Below are 24,654 nucleotides of genomic sequence, written 5' to 3' on the forward strand. Positions count from 1 at the left end.
CTCCCTGTTCCCTGTTGCACGGCCGGCGTGGTGGCGGGATGTTCCCCGTCCTTGGAAGTGCCGATCCGATGTCGTTGAATGCCACGGCCCCGATGTCAGGCCCGCGCAGCGCGTCACTGCCACCAGCCCGGTTGCACCATTGCGGATGCGCCGATGCCCTGTCTGGTCAGCTGCCATCAGATTGTCGCAGTCGGCGGCCAGCACAAAGCGTTATTTGCCTAGCAAGAAAAAAATTTTCTTAAGGATGACCCAAGATCGATCCACACGCTTAGAAAAGCGGCGCCGGAAACAGCGGTTACAGCTGCCGTTGTGGCGGTTGTGCGCCGGTCTGGGCATGCCGCCACAGCTCGAATCGGATGCGGGCGCGTTTGTAAGCGTCGAAGACAGCCATCGCCCAGACGAAGAATCCACCCGCGAACCGGCCAACGAAAGACACGTCAGGCCCGGCGGTCAGCAGGGTGAAGCCGCCCAGCAGCAGCAGAAAGAACAGGAAGATCAGGCCGCGCAGCGGCTCGTGGTTCCACACCTGCCCCGATCCGGGCAGCAGCAGCGCCGACAGCAGAACCAGATGCGGATTGGCCGGTTTCACGCGCATGATTGCAACCCCGCCCCCTGATCTGCGCCCAGAATATCGCGGCGGATCGCCAGCGCCCGCGCCAGCAGCGGGGCCAGCGCCTCGGGCGGCAGCGGTTGTTGGCCCAGCTCCGCCTCGCGGAAGATCAGATAGCGGCTGCGGTCGGCCTCATCCGCCAGCCAGGTGATGCGCAGCCCTTTGGGCGACAGCACCAGTTCCTTGACCCGCGCATCCCGGAACAGGCCCAGATGGCGGCGCAGCAGATCGGCCCCGGCCAGATCCAGTGGCCCGTCGCTGCGCAGCGCCGCATCGGCGGGAAATCCGGGGGGCAGCGCAATCTGATGCGGCAATGTGTCGAAATTCGAGAAAGGCTCCACCCCCATTGGCCGGATCATCAGATCCAGCGTGCGCTGCACCGGCAGCGGCCCCGGCAGCGTGACCAGCAGCCAGAGCGCGGGAAGTTTGCGATAGGTCAGCGTATCGGGCACCGCCTGAAGATCGAGCGTCACCCCCGCCACCCTGCCCGACAGCCGGGCAAAGCCGGTGGGCGCCACCGCCCGGCGCAGATCGGCAAGGCCGGGGGCGACGTGATCGAGATACGCCGCCCGCGCTGCCCAGCGTGCCGCACTGGCCACACGCAGGCGAAGGGCCAGCCAGACCAGCCCCCCGCCCAAAGCCACGACCAATGCCGCAAGGCCCATCAATACCCCCGCGGTTTCGGCCAGGGCATGGTGAACTGCGCGCCGCGATTGACAAAGCGGTAGCGCCAGAAGTGGAACCACAGCGATACCACGATGTAAAAGGCGATCATTGCCACCAGCTGCGTGCCATACCCCAGGAACACCGCAAAGAAGGTGATGCCGCAGATACACAGCAACACGATGGCAGGCAGAGGATGGAAGGGGTGTTCATAACCGCGCTTGATGGAATCGAGCGGCCATTTGCGGCGGAACAGGATGATGTTCAACGGCATGAACGTGTATTCCAGCAGCCCCGACAGGATCGAGAACGTGATCACCTGATCCAGCGGCGCCCCCAGCGCAAAGATCAGCGCGATGGGCACCAGAAAGATGATCGCGCGATACGGCGTGCGATAGACCGGATGCACCGCCCCGAACCAGCCCGGCAGATAGCGGTCGCGCCCCATGGCGAACCAGGCCCGCGACGCATCATTGATACAGCCATTGGCACTGGCCAGCGTGGCAAACAGCGTGCCGATGCCCAGCAGCACCATCAGGAAGGTCGAACCGGACAGCCGCGCCGCATCGAACAGCGGCACCCCCGCCTGCCCGAGGTACTCCCACGGCATCAGGCCGACGCTGACATACCAGGTCAGGGTTGCGGCAATCAGCAGCGTCATGATTCCCGCCAGCGTGCCGAAGGGCAGCGAGCGGGCCGGGCTGCGCACTTCTTCGGCGGCCTGCGTCGTGCCTTCGATCCCGAGGTAATACCACAGGCCGAAATGCATCGCCGCCAGCACACCGAGCCAGCCGTAAGGCAAGGCCGCCTGCCCTTCCATCAGCGCCGCATGTTGCAACGGGCTTTCCCCCAGAATGCCCGAGGTCGACAGGAACAGCACGATGATCGCCGAAAACGCAATCGCGGTGATCACCAGATTGAAGGTGAGCGTCGCCAGCACGCCGCGATAGTTCAGCCAGGCGAGGAACATGATGCACAGGATGATGAAGGGCCGCTGGTCGATGCCGCCCTCATGCCCGCTCATCCCCGCCACGGTATCAACCAGAAAGCCGACCGTGATCGCATTGGCCGCCTCCAGCATCGTATAGGCGAACACCAGATACAGGCCCACGTTGAAGGCCATCAGCGGCCCGACGATATGTTTGGCCTGGGTATATTGCCCGCCCGCCGCCGCCACCGTCGAGGTCACCTCCGAATCGATCATCGCCACGCAGGTGTAAAGGATGCCCGCGAACCAGCAGGCGATCAGCGCGGCATAGGCCCCGCCTTTGCCCACGGCGAAGTTCCAGCCCATATATTCGCCCACCAGCACGATGCCGACGCCCAATGCCCATACATGGGCGGGCCCCAGAACCCGTGCGAGGCCGACATGCTCTGTCTTGTCTGCCTGTGCCATGGTTATCCCCGATGCTGCTGTTCGGTCAGGGCTTCCAGCTCGCCTTCCCGCGACGAGGTGAGAACCTCTTCGGAATAGGTGCTGTCAGTCTTGATCCAGTCGATCACGATAAGCAGTCCGAAAAGCCCCGAGGCTCCCCAGGCGGCCAGTTCAAGAATGTCCCATAGATCCATCTGCCCGGCCCCTTATTCGTTGAATTTCTCGTTGATCACATCGCGGTATTCCTTTTCGGAAAACCGCAGCAGGATCGCGTAATAGCCAACGACGACCACGATCATCGCCAGCAAGGCCCCGATACCGAAGGAATAATCGAAGCGGGCCGTGATCAGCTCGGCGGCCGAGGCCGCATCGGCATAACCCAGCTTTTCCCATTGCCCGACCATGGCCGGATTCTGGCCCAGGCTTTCCCAGGTGGGCGCATCCTGCGGCACCGGCACCTTGGACGATCCGGCCAGCCCCATCCACAGCGGGATATAGAGCGCTCCGATGGCCATCACCAACAGCACGATCACGTCGATGATCTGGCCCAGCTTGCTTTGTTGCGGCGGAATGTAACGCGCCATGCCTCAGCGCCCCTTTGCCGCGCGGGCGGCATCCAGAAACTGGATGTCGAGCCCATACATGAAATCCCGGTCCTCGCGGTAATGGCGCAGCATCGCCATGATCGCCGCCGTGTTGAACAGCAGCACAATCGACCCGCCACACAGCAGCAGCACCCTAGCGGTGCCATTGGGGGCCAGCGACCAGGTGGCAATCGCCACGAAGATCACCGCGAACCACAGCCCCAAAACAAAGGCCCAGGCCACCGTCACATCGCGGCGGTGCATGGCCTCGATCCGTTTTGTCAGATCCGACACGTTACCCTCCCTTGGAGCCCCTGTCTCTGGCCGGATCCTGCGCGGGGCACATGCAGATTTTTCTCTTACCGGCAATTTTTTATTCCGTCAGGAAACATGCGCTGCGACAATCTGTCAAGAAAACTGTCACGTTTCGGCCTTGATGTTCAAAAAACAGGCGATTGGCGCATTCCGACCCCGATCCGCTCCAGAATCGACCCTTATTCCCCTTAATGAAAAAATGTTTCTTCACAGTTGAAAGGTGAAATTTTCGATGCTAGCGTGACCACATCATGTTCACGAAGGAGTCGACCCCATGTGCGGTATCGTCGGACTTTTCCTGAAAGACCCCAAGCTGGAACCCCAGCTTGGCGCGATGCTGACGGAAATGCTCATCACCATGACGGATCGCGGCCCGGACAGTGCCGGGATCGCTATCTATTCGCGTGGCCATAACGGCCATGCCAAACTCACCGTGCAATCGGCCAATCCCGACCGCGATTTCGCGGATCTGGCCGATACGCTCGGCAAGGCCATCGGGGCCAAGATCAAGCTGGCGGTGAAAGACACCCATGCCGTGATCGACCTGCCTGCGGACCGGCTGGACGCCGCCCGCCACGCCATGCGCGAAGTGGCCCCCACCGTAAAGGTGATGAGCGCAGGCGAAGGCATTGAAATCTACAAGGAAGTCGGCCTGCCCAAAGACGTGGCGGCGCGGTTCGATGTCGCCCATATGCAGGGCACCCATGGCATCGGCCACACCCGCATGGCCACCGAATCGGCGGTGACGACGATGGGCGCGCACCCGTTCTCCACCGGGTCGGATCAGTGCCTTGTGCACAATGGCTCGCTGTCCAATCACAACTCGGTCCGCCGGGTTCTGAAACAGGCCGGCATGACCTTCGAGACCGAAAACGACACCGAAGTCGCCGCCGCCTTCATCAGCCACAAGCTGCACGAAGGCGCGAAACTGGGCGAGGCGATGGAAGCCACGCTGACCGATCTCGACGGGTTCTTCACCTTTGTCGTCGGCACCAAGAACGGCTTCGGCGTGGTCCGCGATCCGATTGCCTGCAAACCTGCCGTCATGGCCGAAACCGACCAATATGTCGCCTTCGGCAGCGAATACCGCGCCATGGTCAACCTGCCGGGCATCGAGACCGCCCGCGTCTGGGAACCGGAGCCCGCAACCGTCTACTTCTGGGAACGCTGAACATGCAGACATTCGACCTTGAAGCGCAGGGCCTTCGCGCGCTGAATTCCACGCTGCACGGGCTGAAAGGCACCACCAACCAGACCGCCTGGGAAATCGTGAACCCGAAAGGCGCCCATGCCATCGCGGTCGGGCTGGATGCCCCCGTCGATGTCACCGTGCGCGGCTCCACCGGCTATTACTGCGCGGGCATGAACAAACAGGCCACCGTGCGGGTCAAAGGCTCTGCCGGGCCGGGCGTGGCCGAAAACATGATGTCGGGCACCGTCATCATCGACGGCGACGCCTCGCAATATGCCGGGGCAACCGGGCGCGGCGGCCTGCTGGTCATCAAGGGCAATGCGGCCTCGCGCTGCGGCATCTCGATGAAGGGCATCGACATTGTGGTGCATGGCAACATCGGCCATATGTCCTGCTTCATGGCGCAATCCGGCAATATCGTCGTGCTGGGTGACGCGGGCGAGGCTCTGGGCGATTCGCTCTATGAGGCGCGCCTCTTCGTGCGGGGTTCGGTGAAATCGCTCGGCACCGACTGCATCGAAAAAGAGATGCGCCCCGAACATCTGGCGCTTCTGGCCGATCTGCTGAAACGCGGCGAGGCGGATCACCTGGCAAAACCCGAAGAGTTCAAGCGCTACGGTTCGGCCCGCAAACTCTATACCTTCAATATCGACAACGCGTCGTCCTACTGAGGCACCCCAGATGAGCGATTTTCCCCGCACGCCGCCGAAGCAAAGCTGGACCTTCTCCAACGAGGTCAATGCCGAAATCCGCCGCGCTGCCGCCACCGGCATCTATGACATTCGCGGCGGTGGCTCCAAACGCCGCCTGCCCCATTTCGATGATCTGCTGTTTCTGGGCGCGTCGATCAGCCGGTATCCGCTGGAAGGCTACCGCGAAAAATGCGCGACCGATGTCTGGCTCGGCACCCGTTTTGCCAAGAACCCGATCCATCTGGACATTCCGATCACCATCGCGGGCATGAGCTTTGGCGCGCTGTCCGGCCCGGCCAAAGAGGCGCTGGGGCGTGGCGCATCCGCAGCGGGCACCTCGACCACCACCGGCGACGGCGGCATGACCGAAGAGGAACGCGGCCATTCGCAGAACCTCGTCTATCAATACCTGCCCTCGCGCTATGGCATGAACCCCGACGACCTGCGCCGCGCCGATGCGATTGAAATCGTGGTCGGACAGGGCGCAAAACCCGGCGGCGGCGGCATGTTGCTGGGCCAGAAAATCTCGGACCGCGTGGCGATGATGCGCAACCTGCCCAAGGGCATCGACCAGCGCTCGGCCTGCCGCCACCCCGACTGGACCGGCCCGGATGATCTCGAGATCAAGATCCTGGAAATCCGCGAAATCACCAATTGGGAAAAGCCGATCTATGTGAAGGTCGGGGGCGCACGTCCCTATTACGATACCGCACTCGCCGTGAAGGCCGGGGCCGATGTCGTGGTGCTGGACGGGATGCAGGGCGGCACCGCCGCCACCCAGGACGTGTTCATCGAAAACGTCGGCATGCCGATCCTCGCCTGTATCCCGCTGGCGGTGAAGGCATTGCAGGATCTGGGCATGCACCGCAAGGTGCAACTGATCGTGTCGGGCGGCATCCGCACCGGGGCCGATGTGGCCAAGGCGATGGCTCTGGGCGCAGATGCCGTGGCCATCGGCACCGCCGCCCTGATCGCTCTGGGCGACAATGATCCGGCACTCGAGGCTGAATATCAGAAGCTCGGCACCACGGCCGGCGCCTATGACGACTGGCACGAAGGCAAGGATCCGGCCGGCATCACCACCCAGGATCCGGAGCTGTTCAAACGCTTCGACCCGATCCTCGGCGGCCGCCGCCTGAAGAACTATCTCAAGGTGATGACGCTGGAAGCGCAGACGATCGCCCGCGCCTGCGGCAAGAATCACCTGCACAATCTGGAACCGGAAGACCTCTGCGCCCTGAACATCGAAGCCGCCGCCATGGCGGGCGTGCCCCTCGCAGGCACCAGCTGGATACCGGGCCGCAACAGCGGTTTCTGATAAAAACATAAGAACGACAGGGAGTTACCCAATATGGTCAAGGACCTCCAGAAATATGCCAAGGAAAAGGGCATCAAATATTTCATGGTCTCCTACACCGACCTCTTCGGTGGCCAGCGCGCAAAGCTGGTGCCTGCTCAGGCGATCAACGACATGGCGGTGGATGGGGCTGGCTTTGCCGGTTTCGCCACTTGGCTCGACCTCACGCCCGCGCACCCCGACATGATGGCGGTGCCGGATGCCAGCTCGGTCATCCAGTTGCCGTGGAAACCCGAAGTGGCCTGGCTTGCCTCGAACTGCGTGATGGAAGGCCAACCCGTCGCCCAGGCCCCGCGCAACGTGCTGCGCAAACTGATCGACGAGGCCGCCGCCGAAGGCCTGCGCGTCAAGACGGGGGTCGAGCCGGAGTTTTTCCTGCTCACCCCCGAGGGCGACAAGATCGCAGACCCCTATGACTGCGCTGAAAAGCCCTGCTACGACCAGCAGGCGATGATGCGCCGCTATGATGTGATCGCGGAAGTCTGCGATTACATGCTGGAACTGGGCTGGGAGGCTTACCAGAACGACCACGAGGACGCGACAGGCCAGTACGAAATGAACTGGAAATACGACGACGTCCTGCAAACCGCCGACAAGCACAGCTTCTTCAAGTTCATGCTGAAATCGGTGGCCGAAAAGCATGGTCTGCGCGCCACCTTCATGCCCAAACCCTTCAAGGGCCTGACCGGCTCGGGCTGCCATGCGCATATCTCGGTCTGGTCGCTGGATGGCAAGACCAATGCCTTTGCCGACAATACCAAAGAGCTGGGCCTCTCGGATCAGGGCCGCCACTTCCTGGGCGGCATCATGAAACATGCCTCGGCGCTGGCGGCGATCTGCAACCCCACGGTCAACAGCTACAAACGCATCAATGCGCCGCGCACCTCATCCGGCGCAACCTGGGCCCCGAACACCGTCACCTGGACCGGCAACAACCGCACCCATATGGTGCGCGTGCCCGGCCCCGGCCGGTTCGAGCTCCGCCTGCCCGATGGCGCCGCCAACCCCTATCTGATGCAGGCGGTGATCCTGGCTGCCGGTCTTGACGGCGTGCGCACCAAGGCCGATCCGGGCCGCCGCTACGACATCGACATGTATACGCAGGGCCATACCGTGAAGGGCGCGCCGAAACTGCCGCTCAACATGCTCGACGCCCTGCGCGAATATGACAAGGACAAGACGCTGAAGGCGATGATGGGCGAAGAATTCTCCGCCGCTTTCATCAAGCTCAAGCAAAAGGAATGGGACAGCTTCGTCGCCCATTTCTCGCGCTGGGAGCATGAAAACACGCTCGACATCTGATCCGGCCCACATCCCCCGCAACGGCCCCGGCACCCGCTGCCGGGGCCGTTGCATGTTCAGCGCCCCGCCCGCGCCCCTTCCCATTTGCACTTTGCAAAAATACTCCCTGACGGAGACAAGCGGCCACAGGCCGCGCAGACGACCTCATGGCAGGCGCGCCGCAAGATCACCGCGCAACACAAAAGGCCCCGGATTGCTCCGGGGCCAGTGACTGCCAGACTGAAGGGGATCAGTTGCGCAGGTAACTTTCCATGCTGTCCTCCAGCGCATCCTTCCACGGCGTGTGGTGGATCGGGGCCATGGTGCCGGTGATGACAGAGCGGTAGGCGTGATTGCGGAAGCCCATAATGTCTTTCTTCTTGTGGTCCTTCCACTCGAAGAACGCCTCGCAGGCGCCGTCCACGTCAAAGGACGGATAGTCGGTTTCCGCGATCAGCTCTTTCACATAGTCGCCCTGATAGTGGATGGCATCATGCGCATCGGCCCCGGCGTCCTCGCCCGCCACGCGGTCTGCCACATCCTTCTGCAACACCGCCTTGTCGGTCGGGATGGCAATGCGGCCGAGGATGGCATCGCGCACCCACCAGGCCTGGGCGTCGAACATGTTGAAGGTGAACCACTGGTCCTGCATGCCCACATAGAACAGCTTCGGGTTATGCACCCAGGCCACGCCCTTGTAGAGATCGGCCGCCGCCAGACGGTTCGCGGTTTTCAGCCGCAGATCATCGGGCAAGAAGGGGAAGTGATGCTTGTAGCCCGTGCAGAGAATGATCGCATCGACCTTCTTGCTGGTGCCATCGGCGAAATAGGCGGTGGTTTCATCCACCCGCACCAGCGCCGGCACCTCTTTCCAGTTGTCGGGCCAGTTGAAGCCCATCGGCGCATTGCGATAGGCGACGGTGATCGACTTCGCGCCATATTTCCAGCATTGCGAGCCGATATCCTCGGCGGAATAGCTGGAGCCGAGCAGCAGGATGTCCTTGCCGTTGAACTCCATCGCATCGCGGAAATCATGAGCGTGCAGCACCCGGCCACCAAAGCTGCTGAAGCCCGGATATTCCGGCACATTCGGCGTCGAGAAATGGCCCGAGGCGCAGATCACATTGTCAAAGACCTCTTCATACATGCGGTCTTCTTTCAGGTCATGCACCGTCACGGTGAACATGCCTGTCGCCTCGTCATATTTGACGAACCGCACAGTGGTGCTGAAGCGGATCCAGTCGCGCACACCGGCCTTTTTCACCCGGCCTTCGATATAGTCGAACAGCACGGCGCGCGGCGGATAGCTGGCAATCTGTTTGCCAAAATGCTCTTCAAAGGAATAATCAGCAAATTCAAGGCCTTCCTTGGGGCCGTTGGACCAGAGATAGCGATACATCGAACAATGCACCGGCTCGCCATGTTCATCGAGCCCGGTACGCCAGGTGTAGTTCCACAGCCCCCCCCAATTGGCCTGCTTCTCGAAACACACCACCTCAGGGATCTCGGTCCCCTTGGCTTTGGCGGATTGGAAGGCGCGCAGCACCGCAAGCCCCGAGGGGCCTGCACCGATGACGGCGACACGTTTGGTCATATGGCTCTCCTTGCTGATGTTCTGGAACCGTTCGCGCGGCCCTGTTCTTTGCAGATAGGTAAGAAGATTCCGCCCTATGTGTCAAATATTCTTCCTATCAGGAAAGTCATCTGCGCGTTTTTTTCTGCGCACCGCCCCTGCAACTGCCCGTTTCAAAGGCAGACCACGCCGCGCGCGCCTGCCGAAAACAGGTGCGGCGGATACCGGATTTGGGCAGAGATCCCCGGCTCAGGCAAGACCGCGCAGAAAGGCGGTCAGATTGTCGCCCAGCGCGGGCTGCATATAACCGCCCTCCTGCACCACCAGAAGCGGCAGGCCCAGCCCGGCAATCGCCGCCGCGATGCGCGTGAAGCCGGGCGTGGTGACGCGCAGCCCCTCGAACGGGTCGTGCTCATGCGCATCAAGGCCCAGCGCCACCACCACCACATCCGCGCCGAACGCACGGATCCGCCCCAGCGCAACCTCCAGCGCCGCAAGATAGGCCGCGTCCTCGGTGCCGCGCGCCAGTGGCAGGTTCAGGTTGAAGCCCAGCCCCGCGCCCGCCCCGCGCTCCTGTGCCGCCCCCCAGAAGAACGGGTAAAAGCGGTCCGGGTCGGCATGCAGGCTGACCGTCAGCACGTCTGAGCGGTGGTAAAACACCCCCTGCGTGCCATTGCCGTGATGCACATCCACATCCAGCACGGCGGGCCGCATCCCGCGCGCCCGCAGCCATTCCGCCGCAATCGCGCTGTTGTTCAGAAAGCAGAAGCCGCCCGCCAGATCGGCAAAGGCATGATGTCCCGGCGGACGGCAGAGCGCATAGGCGCTGGCACCACCTGCCACCACCTCTGCCGCTGCAAGCGCCGTCTGCGCCGACCAATAGGCCGCCTCCCATGTGCCCGCCGCAATCGGGCAGGCGGTATCGGCCTGATGATAGCCCGCCTGACCCACCGCCGATTTCGGGTAATTCACCGCGCGCCGGTCGGGATGGATATTCGGGATCACCTCGGCGGCCGCGCCCGGAATCCGCAGCCAGCGCGGATGGATCGTGGCCAGAAAATGCAGATATTCCGCCGAATGGATCGCCGCAATCGGCCCCATGCCGAAATCGCGCGGGCTTTCAAAGCGGCAGCCCGCCGCCTCGGCCCCGGCCCGCAGCGTGGCGATGCGCACGGGCACCTCGGGGTTGGGCAACCGCACCCCATTGGCCATGAACATCTGCGGATCATGCCCCGCCTGCCGCAGATCCAGAAATGCCCGCATCACAATACCTCCAATGCCTGCCCGTCCAGCACCATCCAGACCTCTGATGCCCGGTCGGTGAAGCCGAGCCGATCATAGAGCCTCCGTGCATCGGGATTATGGGCATAGACTGTCAGCCGCAGATACCCCGGCCCCCAGAGCCGCGCCGCCTCGTCGCGCACCGCGGCCAGAAGACGCCGCCCCAGCCCCTGCCCGCGCGCCGCCTCTGCCACCCAGAGATCCGAGATATAGACCCCGATCGCGCCGCGATAGGTGGAGAGTTGCGGCGAAAACGCCACCACCCCCTGCACCTCGTCGCCCACCTCGGCCAGTAGCCCATACAGCGCCACATGCGGGCCGAAACAGGCCGCCTCGATCAGCGCATCCGTGGCGCGATGGGTATCGCCCATTTCGGCAGACAGCGCGCGCAGCCCTGTGTTCAGCCGCGCACCCTCGCCCGGTTCCGCCCGTCTGATCCGCATCAAAACATCACCTTGCCCTTCAAGCCCAAAATGGCGCGTGCCTCATCGGGCGTGGCCACCACCCGGCCCAGCGCCTCGACAATCTCGCGCACCCTTGCCACCTGTTCGGCGTTGCTGCGCGCCAGAACACCGCGCCCGAGATAGAGGTTGTCCTCCAGCCCGACCCGCACATGCCCGCCCATGGCAGCGGCGAGGGTGGCAAATTCCATCTGCCGCCGCCCCGCCGCCAGCACCGACCATTCAAACCGCGGGAACAGCCGCTCTGCCGTCGCCTTCAGATGCAGCAGATGTTCCGGCTCTGCCGCGATGCCGCCCAGCACCCCCAGCACGAATTGCAGAAAGATCGGCGCGCCCGAGTCGGCCCCCGGCACCAGCCCGCGATCCATGACATGCCGCAGCAGATAGAGGTGGCTGACGTCATAACACTCAAACTCGAACCGCGCGCCTCGCTCCACCCCCATACGCTGCAACACGCCCGCAATGTCGCGGGGAGTATTCTTGAACACCAGATCGTCCGAGCCGCGCAGGAACGGCTCTTCCCAGTCAAACCGCCAGTCGCGCGGCTTGTCCGCCATGGGATAGAGCGCAAAGTTCATGCTGCCCATGTTCAGGCTGCACATCTCGGGCGCAAAAGCCTCTGGCGCGGCCAGCCGCTGTGCGAGGCTCATCACCGCCGATCCGCCGGTGGTCATGTTCACCACCGCGTCGCAGCCCGCCGAGATTGCGGGCAGGAAGCCGCGCCAATGGTCCAGCGCCGCCGAGGGCCGCCCGTCCTGCGGATCGCGGGCATGCAGATGCAGCACCGCCGCCCCGGCCTGCGCCGCGCCCAGCGCCTGCGCCGCAATGTCTTCGGCCCGGAACGGCAGAAAGGGCGACATGCTGGGCGTGTGGATCGAGCCGGTAATGGCGCAGGAAATGACGATCTTCATGCCAGCGCCCCGGCATGGGCCGCCGCAAACTGATCCAGCGCGCGGATCAGCTTGTCCATGATTTCGTCCACCTGCGCTTCGGTGGTGATCATCGGCGGGCAGACCAGCACATGATCGCCCGCATAACCGCCTCGGGTGCGCCGGGAATAGACAATCAGCCCTTCGGCATAGGCAAGTTCCACCAGTGTATCAAAGGCCTTCATCGCGGGCGGCAGTGGCGTCATCGTGGCGCGGTCTGCCACCAACTCGAACGCCAGCAACATGCCCTCTCCACGCACATCACCAATGAAACCATAGCGTTGCATCAGGTTCTTCAGGCGCGACTTCAACACCGCGCCGACGCGGGCGGCATTGCCCATCAGATCGTTGCGCCCGATTTCCTCCAGCACGGCAAGCCCTGCGGCACAGGCCAGCGGATTGCCGGCATAGGTATGGCCATGCACAAAGCCGCCAGCGGCCTGCACTGCTTCCACGATGTCACCGCGCGCAACCATCGCACCGAGCGGCACATAGCCCGCGCCAAAGCCTTTGGAAATCGCCACGATATCGGGGATGATCCCCCACAGATCGCCACCCAGAAACGTGCCGACGCGCCCGCCGCCACTCATCACCTCGTCATGGATGAGCAATACGCCATAACGGTCGCAGATGGTGCGGATGGCCTGCATATAGCCCGCAGGCGGCACCAGCGCGCCGGTGGAGGCGCCGCCCACCGGCTCCTGAATGAAGGCCAGTACGCTGCCGGGGCCTTCGGCCAGAATCTGCGCCTCGAGCATCGCCGCGTAATGGGCGCCCGTTGCCGGATCCTCCATATCCAGCCCATCCAGATAGGCGCGTGGTGCCGGGATCTTCGGCATCTGCACCATCATCGGTAGAAACGGATCGGTCAGCGGGTCATAGCCGGTCAGCGACAGCGCCCCCAGCGTAGAGCCGTGATAGGACGGAAAGCGCGAGATCACCTTCCAGCGCTGCGCCTGCCCCGTTACCACCGCCCATTGCCGGGCCAGCTTCACCGCCGATTCCACCGCTTCGGAGCCACCGGACACAAAGAACACCTTCTCCAGCCCCGCCGGGCTCAGCGCCGCCACCTTCGCTGCAAGACGCTCGCCCGGTTCGGTCTCAAAATGCAGCCGGTAGCCGAAGGTCGATTTGTCCATCTGTGCCCGCATCGCCGCCAGAACCGCCGGATTGCTGTGGCCGATATTGCTGACCATTGCGCCTGAGGATCCGTCGATGAACCGCCGCCCGTCGCGGTCCCACATATAGATGCCCTCGGCGCGATTCAGCACAGGCCGCGCCGCCGTCGACAGATAGAAAAGATGGCTCATTCCCGCCCCCGCATAGGCCACATATGCCGTGGCCCCCTAGAGGTGGCACAGAGAGGTGCATCGACCAAATAGATAGTTGAAATATCCTGCATTGATCATATCAATGATCCATGCGCCTCTCCCCTGCCGAAACCCTTGCCCGCGATCTGGATTGGAACCTGCTGCGCGTCTTTCTGGCGCTGGCGGAATCCGGGTCTGTCACGGCCGCCGGGGCGCGGCTGGGGCTGAAACAACCCTCGGTGTCGCAGGCGCTGAAACGGTTGGAGGATCGCATCGGCCACCGGCTGATCGACCGCGCGCCGGGCCATTTCGCGCTCACCCCGCAGGGCAGCGCGCTGCTGGCCGAGGCGCGCGACGTGCGCGCCGCCATCCTGCGCGCGGCGCAATCGGTGGCCGCCAGCGCCGATGAGGTGGCGGGCGAAGTGACGCTCGCGCTGGCCTCGCATGTCGTGTCACCGCTGCTCGACATGGCGTTGCAGCAGTTTCACGCCGCCCATCCCAAGGCCACGCTGTCGATCGACATTCTGCCCTCGCGCGGGGCATTGCAAAGTGTGGCACAGGGGCAGGCCAGCCTTGCAATCTGCCTGTTGTCGGATCCGCCGAAAGCGCTGGAAACCACGGTGTTTTATCAGGAATTCTTCGGCCTGTTCTGCGGGCCGCCGCATCCGCTCTTTGGCCGCAAACACCTGACCTTGGCCGATCTGCACGGCCATGCCGCTGTCAGCTTCCAGACGGATCGCATGGGCGATGCGCTGGCCGCCGTCACCGAGTTGCGCCGCGAGGTGGGGCTTGATACGCGCGTGGTCGGCCAGTCCACCCATCTGGAAGAGGTGCGCCGCATGATTGTGGCGGGTCTGGGCATCGGGCCGCTGCCGCTGCATGTGGTGGAAGAGGATATAAAACTCCACAAGCTCTGGCGCCTGCCGCCCTATGCTGCCCCCCCGGCCATCGACGTGCATCTGGCCTGGCACCCCAAGGCGCGGCACAACCGCGCCGAAGCCGCGTTTTTGCAGCAGTTGCAACGGCTGGTCGCCCAAACCCCGCTGGCAGAGCGGATCTACGGCCCCTGATCAGGCGGGGCTGTGCCCGCCACGCAGCCGTGCGCGTTCGCGCTGCAACCACAAGGCGGTGATCAGCAGCGGTGCATTGTCCACCTCTCCTGTGGTGACAAGCTGCATGAACCGATCAAAATCGACCAGATGGCCGCGGATATCCTCGGCCTCTGACGCCTCTCCGAACACGCCCTCGACACCATCGGGCAGATCGCAGAGCGCGACATAGGAATAGAGATATTCGCTTTTGGCCCCCGGCGACGGGTAATATTGGCCGACCTTTTCCAAAGCGCCCAGAACCAGCCCCGCCTCTTCCACCGCTTCGCGCCGGGCGGCCTGTTCGGGGGTTTCTTCGGGATCGACGCGGCCTGCAATCGCCTCCAGCAACCAGGGCTGCGGATCGCCGCGCCCATGCGGGCCTGCCCGGAACTGTTCGATCAGCAGCACCCGGTCGCGCTGCGGGTCATAGGGCAGAACCGTCACCGCATCGCCCGACAGGAACACCGCGCGATTGATGCGCGAACTCATCGTGCCATCAAAGCGGCGATAGTGCAGATCATATTCTTCGATGGCAAAGAAATTGGCATAGGGCTGTGTCTGCCGCGCGATCACCACATCCTCTGCGCGCGCAGCATGGCGCAGGCGGACCGGGGCCGGGGTTGCCGCCCGCACCCGGCTGGCACCACGCACCAGCATCAGGCGATAGCGCCGTGCCACCTCGCCCGCGTCGCGCTGGCCGCGCAGCGCCATCACATCCGGGGCGGTCGCGGTGGCCACCGCGCCCCAGTCTGCCACCCAATCGGGCAGATGCCAGGGCGCGCCGGTCTTTGCCGCATCCACCGGAAAATAGACCTGCGCAGGCACGAGGCCACCCGCCGTCTGCACCGGCAGAACCCGCGTGTCATAGCCGAACGCGCCTTCGTAGAAATCGAGCCGGTCCAGATCCTCTGGCCCCTCGTCCCGGAGCAGGATGCCTTGCGCCACGGCACCGGCCTCGGCCCGGATCACCGGCCATGCGCCCTCGCCAGACCACCACACAGCGTGATCGGGCAATTGCGCCGCCACAACCTGCACCTCCCGCCCCAGAACGGCACGCAGCAACGGCAGGTGGCACAGCGTGCCATAAAAGAACAGGGCTGGCATGGCGGTCACGTCCAGCGCCGCCCGGCCCAATCGCTGATCAGGCCGCAGATCGGCCCGCCGATCAGCAGCACCCCCAGCACAGGCACCGACAGCATCAGCAGCCCATGTTCGATCATCAGCTCGAACACGCCCGAGATCGCCTCCATCGGCCCGTCATAGATCTTGCGCAGCGACAGCCCGACCATCAGATAGATCGAAAAGCCGAGCAGGCAGAAAAACGCCATGGTCAGCGCGGCTTGCAAGCCGGTGCTGATGCCGACGGCCCGCCCGCCCCCGGCGCGCGGCCCCATCACCAGCCAGCCGCTGACCGCACCGATACCCGCGCAGATGAAGCTGAACGGGCCGAAGCTGGTGCCGTCTGGCATGGCAGGTTTGAACAGTTCGGCCGCAACAAAGCCAAGCGCGGCAAACAGCAGCGCTGCCACAAGCTTTCCGGCAGTGGGCATATCCCGCGTCCTTTCCTGCGCGCCGCCTCAGGCCGGGCGCGTCACCGTGATCTGTGTCACGTCGCAGTTTCCGCCGTGGAACGCGCCTGCGCAAGAGGTCAGGTAGAAATTCCACATGCGGCGAAAGCGGTCGTCAAAGCCAAGGCGGCTGACCTCGGGCCAGCGGGCATTGAACACATCATACCAGCGGCGCAGGGTCTGGCTGTAGCTTTCGCCAAATTCCACCGAGCCTTTCAGGCGCAGCCCCGCGCGGTCAATCTCGGATCTGAGCGCGGAGGGCGAGGGCAGCATCCCGCCGGGAAAGATGTATTTCTGAATAAAATCAACGCCGCGCCGATAGCTGGCAAAGCGGTGATCCGGCACGGTGATGATCTGCAAGGTGGCATTGGCCCCGGGATTCAGCCGGTCGCGCAGGGTGCTGAAATAGACCGGCCAATATTTCTCGCCCACCGCCTCGAACATCTCGATCGAGGCGATGCCGTCGTACCGGCCCTGCTCGTCGCGGTAATCCTGCAACTTGATCTGCACCCGGTCGGCCAGCCCCGCCTGCGCCACCCGCGCCACCGCGTAATCATGCTGTTCGCGCGAAATGGTCAGGCCGGTCACCTTCAGCCCGCGCGTGCCTGCCGCATATTCGGCAAAACCTCCCCAGCCGCAGCCGATCTCCAGCACATGATCGCCCGGACGCGCACCCATCTGATCCACCATCGAGGCATATTTGGCGATCTGCGCTGCATCCAGCGGCTCTTGCCCGGTGCGGAACAGCGCGCTGGAATAGGTCATCGTGTCATCCAGCCAGAGCCGGTAAAATTCGTTCCCCAGATCATAGTGATACGAGATGTTCTTGCGGGCCTGCCGGCGCGAGTTCGACCGCAGCCAATGGCGCATCCGCTCATAGGCGCGCACAAGGCCCATGCCGGGGAAGCCGTCATTCACCCCGTTATTGACCGGAGCCTGCACCAGATCCATGAAGGCCTGCAAATCCGGCGTGTCCCAGTCGCCATCCAGATAGGCGTCGCAAAAACCCAGATCACCTTCGCGCACCAGACGGGCAAAGACATCCTCGTTCTTCACATGGATTTCGGCCAGCGGGCCGGGCTGGCCGCCCTCGGCCCGAAAACGCCGCCCGTCGGGCAGAACAAAATCGAGCCGCCCCATCTGCAACCGCTCCAGCACCTTCAGCACCTGCGGAAAATAGCGGGGCAGATCACTCTGACCTGTGGTTGTTGTCATCACCGTCATTCGGCACCCTCCTGCGGGACATTGTATCATGATTCCCGAACGGCGGGCGCCGCTCAAGTGTTTCGTTCCGCATTGCGCGCGGCATAGGCCGCAAGCGCGCGGGCGCGCCCTGCCTCCAGCGCAATCATCGGCGCGGGATAGGGGGCCTGCGGATCAAGGCCCCAACGGCGCGGCACCGCCTCAAAATACTGGCAGGCCTCGGGCGGCGGGCTGCGGCTCAGTTCGGCGATGAAGCGGCGGCGATAGAGCGCATTGGGGTCGAATTTTTCGGCCTGCCCTGCCGGGTTGAACACCCGGAAATACGGGGCGGCATCCGGGCCGCTGCCCGCCACCCATTGCCAGCCCATCGCATTGGCGGCCGGATCCCAGTCGGTCAGGCACTCGGCAAACCACACCTGCCCCACCCGCCAGTCGGTCAGCAGATGTTTGGTCAGATACGAGCCGACGATCATGCGCGCGCGGTTGTGCATCGTGCCGGTCACATACATCTCGCGCATCGCGGCATCGACAAAGGGCTCGCCCGTCATGCCGCGCCGCCAGCGTTCGGCGGCGGCGCTGTCGCCCTGCCAGGGGAACGCCTGCCAATCCTCGCGCCAGTTCTGCGTGGCGATATGCGGAGTGTGGTGCAGCAGGTGCCAGGCAAATTCGCGCCAGACCAGTTCCTTGAGGAAATGTTCGGCACCCGCTGCCCCCTCCTGCATGGCACGCCGCCCCTCGTGCCAGATCAGGCGCGGGCCGATCTCGCCATAGGTCAGGTTTTCGGACAAGCGCGAGGTGGCATCCCGCGCCGGAAAATCCCGCGATTCGCGGTAGGCGTTGATCTTGTCGGCGACAAAGACAGAAAGCCGGTCGCGCGCAGCGGCTTCGCCCACCGCCTGATAGGGCAGGCAGACCGCCGCCCCCCGCCACATCGCCCGGCCCATCTGCCAGCTGTCCAATGCCTCGGATGCGGGCCAGTGGTCGGGCGCGGCGAGCGCCTTGGGGGCGGCATCAGGGCTGGACACATCGCGCCCGCGCACCGCGTTCCAGAACGGCGTATAGACCTTGTAATAGCTGCCCTGCCCGGTCTGCACCTCCATCGGCTCATGCAGCAGGAAGCCGTCATGGCTGACCGCAGCCACCTCGCGCGCCTTCAGCGCCGCCTTGACCGCCGTATCGCGGGCCTTGCTGGCCGGATCATAGAGCCGCGACCAATGCACCCCCTCCGCCCCGGTTTCGGCCAGCAGCGCCTCCAGCACCGGCAAAGCAGGGCCGCGGCGCAGGATCAACCGGCTGCCCACCGCCGCAAGCCGTGCCGCGAAATCGGCCAGCGACAGGCCAAGCCGCCACTTCGCCGCCGCGCCGATGGCCTCGGTTTCGGGATCAAGGATGAAGAGCGGAATCAGCGGCCTGCCACTGACCACCGCCCGCGACAGCATCGGGTGATCGGCCAGACGCAGATCACGGCGAAACCAGAGAAGAAGCGGGGCTGCGGACATCGGGCCTACGGAAATTGCGGTCATTCCAAGGTATTACGCAAAGCAACGCGCGCCGGATCACCGGGTTGCATGCTTTTGCGAAATTTCCTGCCCGCGCCTGCCTATCCCCGATAGTGGCGCAACACGGCCAGCCGGATCGCCGTGGCCAGACCAATGTCGCCGCGCCGCGATTCGTCGATTTCGATGGCCAGCGCATTGAGCGCGAGGCCCCGCGCCTGCGCCATGTCGCGGAAGGCCTGCCAGAATTCTGCCTCCAGCGAGACGCTGGTGCGGTGGCCGCGCAGGGTGAGCGAATGTTTCTGAGGCCGCCCCGAGTCTGTGGCGCTCATGCGCCGTCGTCCTCGTCATCGCGCAGGCGGTGCCCGGCATGGTCACGGGCCGATTTCTCGGCCCGCGCCTGTTCCAGATCCTTTTCGGCACGGCTGCGCCCGAATTTCACGGCATTGGCCTCGGCCTCAGCGCGCCGCGCGGCGCGTTCGCGGTCCTTGCGGAACCGGTTGAGGTTGACGACCTCTGCCATGACTAGCGCCCCCGTATCAGCCCTTCGGGCCAATCATATCCTCAGGACGCACCACCCGGTCAAAGGTTTCTTCATCCACGAGGCCCAGGGCGATGGCTTCTTCCTTCAGCGTCGTGCCGTTCTTGTGCGCGGTTTTCGCCACCTTGGTCGCGTTGTCATAGCCGATGGTCGGGGCCAGCGCCGTCACCAGCATCAGCGACTCCTTCATCAGCTTGTCGATCCGCGCCACATTGGCCTGCGTGCCCACCACCATGTTGTCGGTGAAGCTGCCCGCCGCATCGCCCAGAAGCTGCATGGATTGCAGCACGTTATAGGACATCATCGGGTTATAGACGTTCAGCTCGAAATGCCCCTGCGATCCGGCAAAGCCGATGGCGGCATCATTGCCCATCACATGCGCGCAGACCATGGTCAGCGCCTCGGCCTGCGTCGGGTTCACCTTGCCCGGCATGATCGAGCTTCCCGGCTCGTTCTCCGGCAGGATCAGCTCGCCCAGACCCGAACGCGGGCCGGAGCCCAGCAGACGCAGGTCATTGGCGATCTTGAACAGGCTGGCCGCCACGGTTTTCAGCGCGCCCGAGAACATCACCATCGCATCATGCGCGGCCAGCGCCTCGAACTTGTTCGGGGCGGTGACGAAAGGCAGGCCGGTGATCTCGGCGATCTGCGCCGCCACGCGGGTATCCCAGCCGACGCGGGTGTTCAGCCCGGTGCCGACAGCCGTGCCGCCCTGCGCCAGTTCATAGATGTCGGGCAGGCACATCTTGACGCGCGCGATGCCTTTTTCCACCTGCTTGGCATAGCCGCCAAACTCCTGCCCCAGCGTCAGCGGCGTTGCATCCTGCGTATGGGTGCGGCCGATCTTGATGATATCCTTGAACTCTTCCGACTTGGCGACCAGCGCCTTGTGCAGCTTTTCCAGCCCCGGGATCAGCACATCGCGGGCCATCATGCCGATGGCGACGTGCATCGCGGTGGGGAAGGTGTCGTTCGACGATTGCCCCATGTTCACATGGTCGTTCGGGTGAACCGGCTTTTTCGAGCCCATCACCCCGCCCAGCATTTCGATCGCCCGGTTCGAGATGACCTCGTTGGCGTTCATGTTCGACTGCGTGCCCGAGCCGGTCTGCCAGACCACCAGCGGGAAGTTGTCGTCAAACTTGCCGTCGATCACCTCGGTTGCGGCGGCGGCAATCGCATTGCCCAGTTCGGCGGAAATATCGCCCTGCACAATATTGACCAGCGCGCAGGCCTTCTTGATCACGCCCAAGGCGCGGATGATGGCCACCGGCTGGCGCTCCCATCCGATCGGGAAGTTGATGATCGACCGCTGGGTCTGTGCGCCCCAGTATTTGTCGGCGGGAACCTCAAGCGGGCCAAAGCTGTCGGTCTCGATGCGGGTGGCGGTCATGGGCAAGCCTCCAGAAAAATTCACGTTTCTTCTAGGCGCGGGAGGCATGGAAATCAATCGGTATACGGATGTATACCGCTAACATTCAGCATTTGCAGAGCGTGATCAGACCGCAGCAGGCCGGGCCGGAACCGACGTTCCGGCACAGGGCCTATTTGCGGAACTTGTCGAGGCTGACAACCTCGGCCTCATGCGGTTTTTCGTCCGCTTCGGGCAGGTCGTCCTCGTCATCCTCGTCTTCGTCATCCGCGTCGTCATGGGTTTCGAAGCGCAGCCCGAATTCCACCGACGGATCGACAAAGGTGCGCACGGCATCGAAGGGAATCACCAAGGGTTCCGGGGCGTTGCCGAAATTCAGCGTGACCGAGAAACCGTCATCCGTGACTTCCAGATTCTCGAACCAGTGCTGGATCACCACCGTCATTTCCGCCGGATAGCGCGCGCGCAGCCAGTCCGCGATGGCCACATCGGGATGAGTCGTATCGAACGTGATAAAGAAATGATGCGCACCGGGCAGGCCATGTTGCGCCACATCCTCCAGCACTGACTGGATCAGCCCGCGCATCGCGCGGTGCATCAGGTTGCCGTAATCAATCGAGCGCGCCATGCCGGACCCTTTCTGCTTGTTCCCACCATAGGCTGCACCTGCCGCAATGGAAAGGGGGCAAGCCCCCTTCCCCGCGCAGATCACAGCACCTGATCAAGCCCGCGGATCAGCGCATCGACTTCGGCCTTGGTGGTGTAATGCACGAAACTCAGCCGCAGCACGCCGCGCCCAAGGTCCACCCCCAGCGCGCCCAAAGGCCGCACGGCATAAAAATCGCCGCCGCCTGCCATGATGCCATGCTGGGCCAGCTCTGCCGCCACTGGTTCTGCCACGCGGTCCAGCGCCACGGCCACCGTCGGGGCCCGCCCCTCGGCCCGGCGCGGCCCGATGAGCCGCAGATCATTGCGGGCCGCCAGATAGTCCAGCAAGGGTTGCAGCAGCCGCACCTCGTGATCGCGCATCAGATCATGCACGGCATTGTTGCGCGCCAAAGGGGTGGCAGGCGACAGCCCGTGGTGATGGGCATACAGCGCATCAATGTAATCGGCCATGCCCGCACAGGCCGCCACCTGCGCATGGTCCGGCCCGGCGGGCGTGTGGCGTTTATACAGGGTTTCGGCATTGAAATAATGCCCCTGCGCGGGCAGCGCCTCGCCGAACTTGCGGCGCAGCACCATGATGCCCTGATGCGGACCATAGGTCTTGTAGGCCGAGAACAGATAGACATCCGGCCCCAGGGCCGGAATATCCGGCAGGCCATGCGGCGCATAACTCACCCCGTCGACACAGGTATAGGCCCCCGCCGCCTTGGCCATGGCGCAGATCTCTGCCACCGGGTTCACCTCGGCCACCACATTGGAGCAATGCGGGAAACAGACCAGCTTGACCTTGCCATCCGCCAGCAAAAGCCCCAGCGCCTCCGTGTCCAGATGCCCGGTCTCGGGGTCGATCTGCCATTCGCGAATCTCGATCCCTTCGTCAGCCAGACGACGCCAGACCCCCGAATTGGCCTCGTGATCCTGATTGGTGACGACAATCGCCGCCTTCTTCCCCTTCAGCCACAGCCGCACCCCATTGGCCAGAACAAAGGTATTGGCCGAGGTCGAGGGGCCAAACGACAGCTCGTCGCGGGCAACCCCCATCATGGCCGCCAGACGCGCGCGGGCCTCGTCCATTTCGGCCCCGGCCAATTGGCTCGCCTGATAGGGCGCATAGGGCTGCACCTTGCGGTCGTGATAAAACCGGGTCAGCCGGTCAATCACCGGCTTTGCCGTATAAGACCCGCCGGCATTTTCAAAAAACGCCTGCCCTTTCAGCGCGGCACTGGCAAAGGCTGGAAATTGGCTGCGAACGAAATCGACATCAAGCTCAGGCATGGACCCTCCGGTGTTGCGGCTGATCCTGACCCAGCCGCCCGCGGCGTGCAAGACCGGGCACAGGGCAAGAGCGCCCCGAAAACAGGCAATGGCCAAAGATTTGATCAGATTCCCGCCAGATGTCCCCGCCCCCACGGAAAAATGCCTTGAGCGACGGAGTCGGCTCGCTTAGCCTTCGGGGGCCACCCGCGGCCCTCTGGGGGAGAGGCCCGCACAACATTTGCCGAGGAACAGGTATGACCATTCGCACGACGTTTCTGACCAGCGCAGCGCTGGCCTTTGCCATGCCCGCATTCGCCGCCGATTCCGAACTGACGGTGCTGGATTGGGCCGGCTGGGATATCGCCGGGGTTCTCACCGAATATGTCGCCAAGAACGGCGACCAGCCGACCTATTCCTTCTTTGCCGATGATGACGAGGCGTTTCAGAAAGCCTCCTCCGGTTTCAAGCCGGATGTCGCACATCCCTGTGCCGCTTCGGTCAGCCGCTACCGCGATGCCGACCTGCTCGAACCCTGGGACACCACGAAAATCCCGGAATTCGCCAATCTCGCGCCGCGCATGCTCAATTCCCCGATCTTCAAGGATGACGCGGGCGTCTGGTTCATCCCGACCGATTACGCCTATACCGCCGTCGCCTATAACACCAAGGAAGTGCCCGCCGAAGACGTGGCCTCGCTCAAGGTGTTCACCGATCCCAAATATGCGGGCCGCCTCTCGATGCCCGATTCGACCGATGATGTCTGGTCGCTGGCCTTCCTCGCCACCGGCGTCACTTCGTGGGAAAACGTGACGGATGAACAATTCACCGCCGCCGCCGACTGGCTGCGCGCCGTGCATCCGAATGTGCGCGCCTATTGGGCCGATCCGGCCGAAATGTCGCAGTTGATGGCCACCGGCGAAGTGCTGGTCGCCTGGTCGTGGAATGACGGCGTGGCGCTGTTGCAGCAGGAAGGCTTCCCCATCGGCTTCCAGCGCGCCCCGGCCGAAGGGGCGGCAACCTGGTTCTGCGGTTATGTGAACTTCAAGGATGCGCCGGGCAAGGAAGACAAGGCCTATGACTTCATCAACAGCCTGCTGGCCCACAGCTCGGCTCCGGCCCTGCTGGAGGCTCTGGGCTATGCCCATGCCAATGATGCCGCGATGAAGGAAATGCCGGTCGATACGCTGGCCGCCTCTTTCGTCGATCCGGTCACGACCACCCTCTTCGCGCAGACCCCGGTCAGCCAGGAGTTCCGCACCCGGATGATCGAGGAATTCGAAGCCATCAAAGCCGGCTTCTGATCCTCCGCTTCCCCCAAGGCAAGGCCCGGCCCGCGAGGACCGGGCCTTTGTCTTTCGCGCCTCCATGGCACATGCTGCGTTGTCGCGAAGGGCTTGCACAGCGCCCCCCGGCTGCCTATATCTGAACTGTTCCGGCTTGCCGGGACTATGGCGATAAACGCACCCGTAATAATCGGATCGGACCCGGGGGCGGTACCCGGCGACTCCACCAAAAATCCCTGCATTGGGGGCAGATGGGGTCGAAACAGGATCGACGAACGACTAAAGGGGCCAGCTTTTGCTCGGTGAGGTACTACCGTTATCGGTCCAAACGTACAGTTGCCAATGACAACCGTGCTCCGATGGCTCTGGCTGCGTAAGCAGTTCGAACATCGAAACTTAAGCCCTTGCGCTTAGCCGCGTAAGGCGGGGTTCGCAGGTACCTGGCAACAGAAACCTGCACTTTCCCTTGCATTTTGTCCAAATACTCCTCTTCGCCCGAGGGGATCGCGCCCTGCGCGAGCCCCGAGACAAAAGACTTGCGCGCGGCAGCG

The 24,654-nt window shown here is 63.7% G+C and carries 26 protein-coding genes and 1 other RNA gene; 7 read left to right on the plus strand and 20 right to left on the minus strand.

Annotated elements, in window-relative coordinates; all coding sequences use genetic code 11:
• Window positions 1-295: 295 nt before the first annotated feature.
• Genes KM031_RS03440 through KM031_RS03465 form a run of 6 tightly spaced genes read right to left on the minus strand, consistent with a single transcriptional unit; the run spans window position 296 to window position 3,526 of the window.
• Window positions 296-595 carry a hypothetical protein gene (locus KM031_RS03440; protein ID WP_215503163.1) on the minus strand — a complete coding sequence of 100 codons (300 nt, stop codon included), beginning with the start codon at window positions 593-595 and terminating at the stop codon, window positions 296-298.
• The gene (locus KM031_RS03445) at window positions 586-1,275 is read right to left on the minus strand and encodes a hypothetical protein (protein ID WP_215503164.1); all 690 of its coding nucleotides are present in this window, start codon (window positions 1,273-1,275) and stop codon (window positions 586-588) included. Before KM031_RS03445 ends, KM031_RS03440 begins: the two co-directional genes overlap by 10 nt.
• Entirely contained in the window at window positions 1,275-2,669 is a 1,395-nt protein-coding gene (locus KM031_RS03450) for an APC family permease (RefSeq protein ID WP_215503165.1), read from the minus strand. Before KM031_RS03450 ends, KM031_RS03445 begins: the two co-directional genes overlap by 1 nt.
• Window positions 2,670-2,671: 2 nt before the next feature.
• Window positions 2,672-2,842, minus strand: coding sequence for a hypothetical protein (locus KM031_RS03455; protein ID WP_215503166.1), 171 nt, complete (start codon window positions 2,840-2,842; stop codon window positions 2,672-2,674).
• Window positions 2,843-2,854: 12 nt separating this feature from the next.
• Window positions 2,855-3,232: a hypothetical protein gene (locus tag KM031_RS03460; RefSeq protein ID WP_215503167.1), complete on the minus strand. Its 378-nt coding sequence runs from the start codon at window positions 3,230-3,232 to the stop codon at window positions 2,855-2,857.
• 3 nt (window positions 3,233-3,235) lie between these two features.
• Window positions 3,236-3,526: a hypothetical protein gene (locus tag KM031_RS03465; RefSeq protein WP_260692099.1), complete on the minus strand. Its 291-nt coding sequence runs from the start codon at window positions 3,524-3,526 to the stop codon at window positions 3,236-3,238.
• 295 nt (window positions 3,527-3,821) lie between these two features.
• Between KM031_RS03465 and KM031_RS03470 the strand changes: the two genes are divergently transcribed.
• The 4 genes from KM031_RS03470 to glnT are packed head-to-tail and all read left to right on the plus strand — an operon-like array spanning window position 3,822 to window position 8,090.
• A complete protein-coding gene (locus KM031_RS03470) occupies window positions 3,822-4,718 on the plus strand; it encodes a class II glutamine amidotransferase (protein WP_215503168.1) in 897 nt (298 codons plus the stop codon).
• Between the two features lie 2 nt (window positions 4,719-4,720).
• On the plus strand, window positions 4,721-5,410 hold the full coding sequence (locus KM031_RS03475; RefSeq protein WP_215503169.1) for a GltB/FmdC/FwdC-like GXGXG domain-containing protein: 690 nt from the start codon (window positions 4,721-4,723) through the stop codon (window positions 5,408-5,410).
• A 10-nt stretch (window positions 5,411-5,420) separates the two neighbouring features.
• Window positions 5,421-6,749 (plus strand): FMN-binding glutamate synthase family protein, encoded by a 1,329-nt coding sequence (locus tag KM031_RS03480; RefSeq protein ID WP_215503170.1) that lies wholly within the window; start codon window positions 5,421-5,423, stop codon window positions 6,747-6,749.
• 33 nt (window positions 6,750-6,782) lie between these two features.
• Complete coding sequence (gene glnT, locus KM031_RS03485) at window positions 6,783-8,090, plus strand: type III glutamate--ammonia ligase (protein WP_215503171.1); 1,308 nt, start codon at window positions 6,783-6,785, stop codon at window positions 8,088-8,090.
• Window positions 8,091-8,319: 229 nt separating this feature from the next.
• On the opposite strand, the gene KM031_RS03490 is transcribed toward glnT, so the two are convergent.
• The 5 genes from KM031_RS03490 to KM031_RS03510 all read right to left on the minus strand — a co-directional run bounded on the left by KM031_RS03490 (window position 8,320) and on the right by KM031_RS03510 (window position 13,623).
• Complete coding sequence (locus tag KM031_RS03490; protein ID WP_215503172.1) at window positions 8,320-9,663, minus strand: trimethylamine monooxygenase; 1,344 nt, start codon at window positions 9,661-9,663, stop codon at window positions 8,320-8,322.
• Window positions 9,664-9,891: 228 nt separating this feature from the next.
• Window positions 9,892-10,905, minus strand: coding sequence for a histone deacetylase family protein (locus tag KM031_RS03495; RefSeq protein WP_215503173.1), 1,014 nt, complete (start codon window positions 10,903-10,905; stop codon window positions 9,892-9,894).
• Window positions 10,905-11,366: a GNAT family N-acetyltransferase gene (locus KM031_RS03500; RefSeq protein ID WP_215503174.1), complete on the minus strand. Its 462-nt coding sequence runs from the start codon at window positions 11,364-11,366 to the stop codon at window positions 10,905-10,907. The genes KM031_RS03495 and KM031_RS03500 overlap by 1 nt, the downstream gene beginning before the upstream one ends.
• Window positions 11,366-12,295 carry a 3,5-dioxohexanoate:acetyl-CoA acetone transferase gene (kce, locus tag KM031_RS03505; protein WP_215503175.1) on the minus strand — a complete coding sequence of 310 codons (930 nt, stop codon included), beginning with the start codon at window positions 12,293-12,295 and terminating at the stop codon, window positions 11,366-11,368. The genes KM031_RS03500 and kce overlap by 1 nt, the downstream gene beginning before the upstream one ends.
• Window positions 12,292-13,623, minus strand: a complete 1,332-nt coding sequence (locus tag KM031_RS03510) for an aminotransferase family protein (protein ID WP_215503176.1) — start codon at window positions 13,621-13,623, stop codon at window positions 12,292-12,294. The genes kce and KM031_RS03510 overlap by 4 nt, the downstream gene beginning before the upstream one ends.
• 110 nt (window positions 13,624-13,733) lie before the next feature.
• On the opposite strand from KM031_RS03510, the gene KM031_RS03515 reads away from it, so the two are divergent.
• Entirely contained in the window at window positions 13,734-14,693 is a 960-nt protein-coding gene (locus KM031_RS03515; RefSeq protein WP_215503177.1) for a LysR family transcriptional regulator, read from the plus strand.
• Here the strand turns inward: KM031_RS03515 and KM031_RS03520 are convergent, their stop codons facing one another.
• The 9 genes from KM031_RS03520 to KM031_RS03560 form a co-directional block, all read right to left on the minus strand.
• Window positions 14,694-15,818: an NUDIX domain-containing protein gene (locus KM031_RS03520; protein ID WP_215503178.1), complete on the minus strand. Its 1,125-nt coding sequence runs from the start codon at window positions 15,816-15,818 to the stop codon at window positions 14,694-14,696.
• A gap of 5 nt (window positions 15,819-15,823) precedes the next feature.
• Entirely contained in the window at window positions 15,824-16,264 is a 441-nt protein-coding gene (locus tag KM031_RS03525; protein WP_215503179.1) for a TrgA family protein, read from the minus strand.
• 27 nt (window positions 16,265-16,291) lie between these two features.
• Entirely contained in the window at window positions 16,292-17,506 is a 1,215-nt protein-coding gene (locus KM031_RS03530) for an SAM-dependent methyltransferase (RefSeq protein WP_215503180.1), read from the minus strand.
• A gap of 53 nt (window positions 17,507-17,559) precedes the next feature.
• Window positions 17,560-18,984, minus strand: a complete 1,425-nt coding sequence (locus tag KM031_RS03535) for a cryptochrome/photolyase family protein (RefSeq protein WP_215503181.1) — start codon at window positions 18,982-18,984, stop codon at window positions 17,560-17,562.
• Window positions 18,985-19,085: 101 nt separating this feature from the next.
• Window positions 19,086-19,313, minus strand: coding sequence for a ribbon-helix-helix domain-containing protein (locus tag KM031_RS03540; RefSeq protein ID WP_215503182.1), 228 nt, complete (start codon window positions 19,311-19,313; stop codon window positions 19,086-19,088).
• Window positions 19,310-19,504 carry a DUF4169 family protein gene (locus tag KM031_RS03545; protein WP_215503183.1) on the minus strand — a complete coding sequence of 65 codons (195 nt, stop codon included), beginning with the start codon at window positions 19,502-19,504 and terminating at the stop codon, window positions 19,310-19,312. Before KM031_RS03545 ends, KM031_RS03540 begins: the two co-directional genes overlap by 4 nt.
• A 16-nt stretch (window positions 19,505-19,520) precedes the next feature.
• Window positions 19,521-20,915 carry a class II fumarate hydratase gene (gene fumC / locus KM031_RS03550; protein WP_215503184.1) on the minus strand — a complete coding sequence of 465 codons (1,395 nt, stop codon included), beginning with the start codon at window positions 20,913-20,915 and terminating at the stop codon, window positions 19,521-19,523.
• A gap of 151 nt (window positions 20,916-21,066) precedes the next feature.
• Window positions 21,067-21,522 (minus strand): SspB family protein, encoded by a 456-nt coding sequence (locus KM031_RS03555; protein ID WP_215503185.1) that lies wholly within the window; start codon window positions 21,520-21,522, stop codon window positions 21,067-21,069.
• Window positions 21,523-21,602: 80 nt separating this feature from the next.
• Window positions 21,603-22,838 carry an aminotransferase class V-fold PLP-dependent enzyme gene (locus KM031_RS03560; protein ID WP_215503186.1) on the minus strand — a complete coding sequence of 412 codons (1,236 nt, stop codon included), beginning with the start codon at window positions 22,836-22,838 and terminating at the stop codon, window positions 21,603-21,605.
• A gap of 236 nt (window positions 22,839-23,074) precedes the next feature.
• Between KM031_RS03560 and KM031_RS03565 the strand changes: the two genes are divergently transcribed.
• The gene (locus KM031_RS03565; RefSeq protein ID WP_215503187.1) at window positions 23,075-24,121 is read left to right on the plus strand and encodes an extracellular solute-binding protein; all 1,047 of its coding nucleotides are present in this window, start codon (window positions 23,075-23,077) and stop codon (window positions 24,119-24,121) included.
• A gap of 89 nt (window positions 24,122-24,210) precedes the next feature.
• Window positions 24,211-24,564, plus strand: a transfer-messenger RNA (tmRNA) gene (gene ssrA, locus KM031_RS03570).
• The last annotated feature ends 90 nt before the right edge of the window (window positions 24,565-24,654 follow it).

Source organism: Gemmobacter fulvus, assembly GCF_018798885.1.
Lineage (GTDB): Bacteria > Pseudomonadota > Alphaproteobacteria > Rhodobacterales > Rhodobacteraceae > Gemmobacter > Gemmobacter fulvus.

Coding starts and splice junctions, on each gene's coding strand:
- KM031_RS03440 (WP_215503163.1), bottom strand. CDS start 595: ATGCGCGTGAAACCGGCCAATCCGCATCTGGTTCTGCTGTCGGCGCTG.
- KM031_RS03445 (WP_215503164.1), bottom strand. CDS start 1,275: ATGGGCCTTGCGGCATTGGTCGTGGCTTTGGGCGGGGGGCTGGTCTGG.
- KM031_RS03450 (WP_215503165.1), bottom strand. CDS start 2,669: ATGGCACAGGCAGACAAGACAGAGCATGTCGGCCTCGCACGGGTTCTG.
- KM031_RS03455 (WP_215503166.1), bottom strand. CDS start 2,842: ATGGATCTATGGGACATTCTTGAACTGGCCGCCTGGGGAGCCTCGGGG.
- KM031_RS03460 (WP_215503167.1), bottom strand. CDS start 3,232: ATGGCGCGTTACATTCCGCCGCAACAAAGCAAGCTGGGCCAGATCATC.
- KM031_RS03470 (WP_215503168.1), top strand. CDS start 3,822: ATGTGCGGTATCGTCGGACTTTTCCTGAAAGACCCCAAGCTGGAACCC.
- KM031_RS03475 (WP_215503169.1), top strand. CDS start 4,721: ATGCAGACATTCGACCTTGAAGCGCAGGGCCTTCGCGCGCTGAATTCC.
- KM031_RS03480 (WP_215503170.1), top strand. CDS start 5,421: ATGAGCGATTTTCCCCGCACGCCGCCGAAGCAAAGCTGGACCTTCTCC.
- glnT (WP_215503171.1), top strand. CDS start 6,783: ATGGTCAAGGACCTCCAGAAATATGCCAAGGAAAAGGGCATCAAATAT.
- KM031_RS03490 (WP_215503172.1), bottom strand. CDS start 9,663: ATGACCAAACGTGTCGCCGTCATCGGTGCAGGCCCCTCGGGGCTTGCG.
- KM031_RS03495 (WP_215503173.1), bottom strand. CDS start 10,905: ATGCGGGCATTTCTGGATCTGCGGCAGGCGGGGCATGATCCGCAGATG.
- KM031_RS03500 (WP_215503174.1), bottom strand. CDS start 11,366: ATGCGGATCAGACGGGCGGAACCGGGCGAGGGTGCGCGGCTGAACACA.
- kce (WP_215503175.1), bottom strand. CDS start 12,295: ATGAAGATCGTCATTTCCTGCGCCATTACCGGCTCGATCCACACGCCC.
- KM031_RS03510 (WP_215503176.1), bottom strand. CDS start 13,623: ATGAGCCATCTTTTCTATCTGTCGACGGCGGCGCGGCCTGTGCTGAAT.
- KM031_RS03515 (WP_215503177.1), top strand. CDS start 13,734: ATGCGCCTCTCCCCTGCCGAAACCCTTGCCCGCGATCTGGATTGGAAC.
- KM031_RS03520 (WP_215503178.1), bottom strand. CDS start 15,818: ATGCCAGCCCTGTTCTTTTATGGCACGCTGTGCCACCTGCCGTTGCTG.
- KM031_RS03525 (WP_215503179.1), bottom strand. CDS start 16,264: ATGCCCACTGCCGGAAAGCTTGTGGCAGCGCTGCTGTTTGCCGCGCTT.
- KM031_RS03530 (WP_215503180.1), bottom strand. CDS start 17,506: ATGACGGTGATGACAACAACCACAGGTCAGAGTGATCTGCCCCGCTAT.
- KM031_RS03535 (WP_215503181.1), bottom strand. CDS start 18,984: ATGTCCGCAGCCCCGCTTCTTCTCTGGTTTCGCCGTGATCTGCGTCTG.
- KM031_RS03540 (WP_215503182.1), bottom strand. CDS start 19,313: ATGAGCGCCACAGACTCGGGGCGGCCTCAGAAACATTCGCTCACCCTG.
- KM031_RS03545 (WP_215503183.1), bottom strand. CDS start 19,504: ATGGCAGAGGTCGTCAACCTCAACCGGTTCCGCAAGGACCGCGAACGC.
- fumC (WP_215503184.1), bottom strand. CDS start 20,915: ATGACCGCCACCCGCATCGAGACCGACAGCTTTGGCCCGCTTGAGGTT.
- KM031_RS03555 (WP_215503185.1), bottom strand. CDS start 21,522: ATGGCGCGCTCGATTGATTACGGCAACCTGATGCACCGCGCGATGCGC.
- KM031_RS03560 (WP_215503186.1), bottom strand. CDS start 22,838: ATGCCTGAGCTTGATGTCGATTTCGTTCGCAGCCAATTTCCAGCCTTT.
- KM031_RS03565 (WP_215503187.1), top strand. CDS start 23,075: ATGACCATTCGCACGACGTTTCTGACCAGCGCAGCGCTGGCCTTTGCC.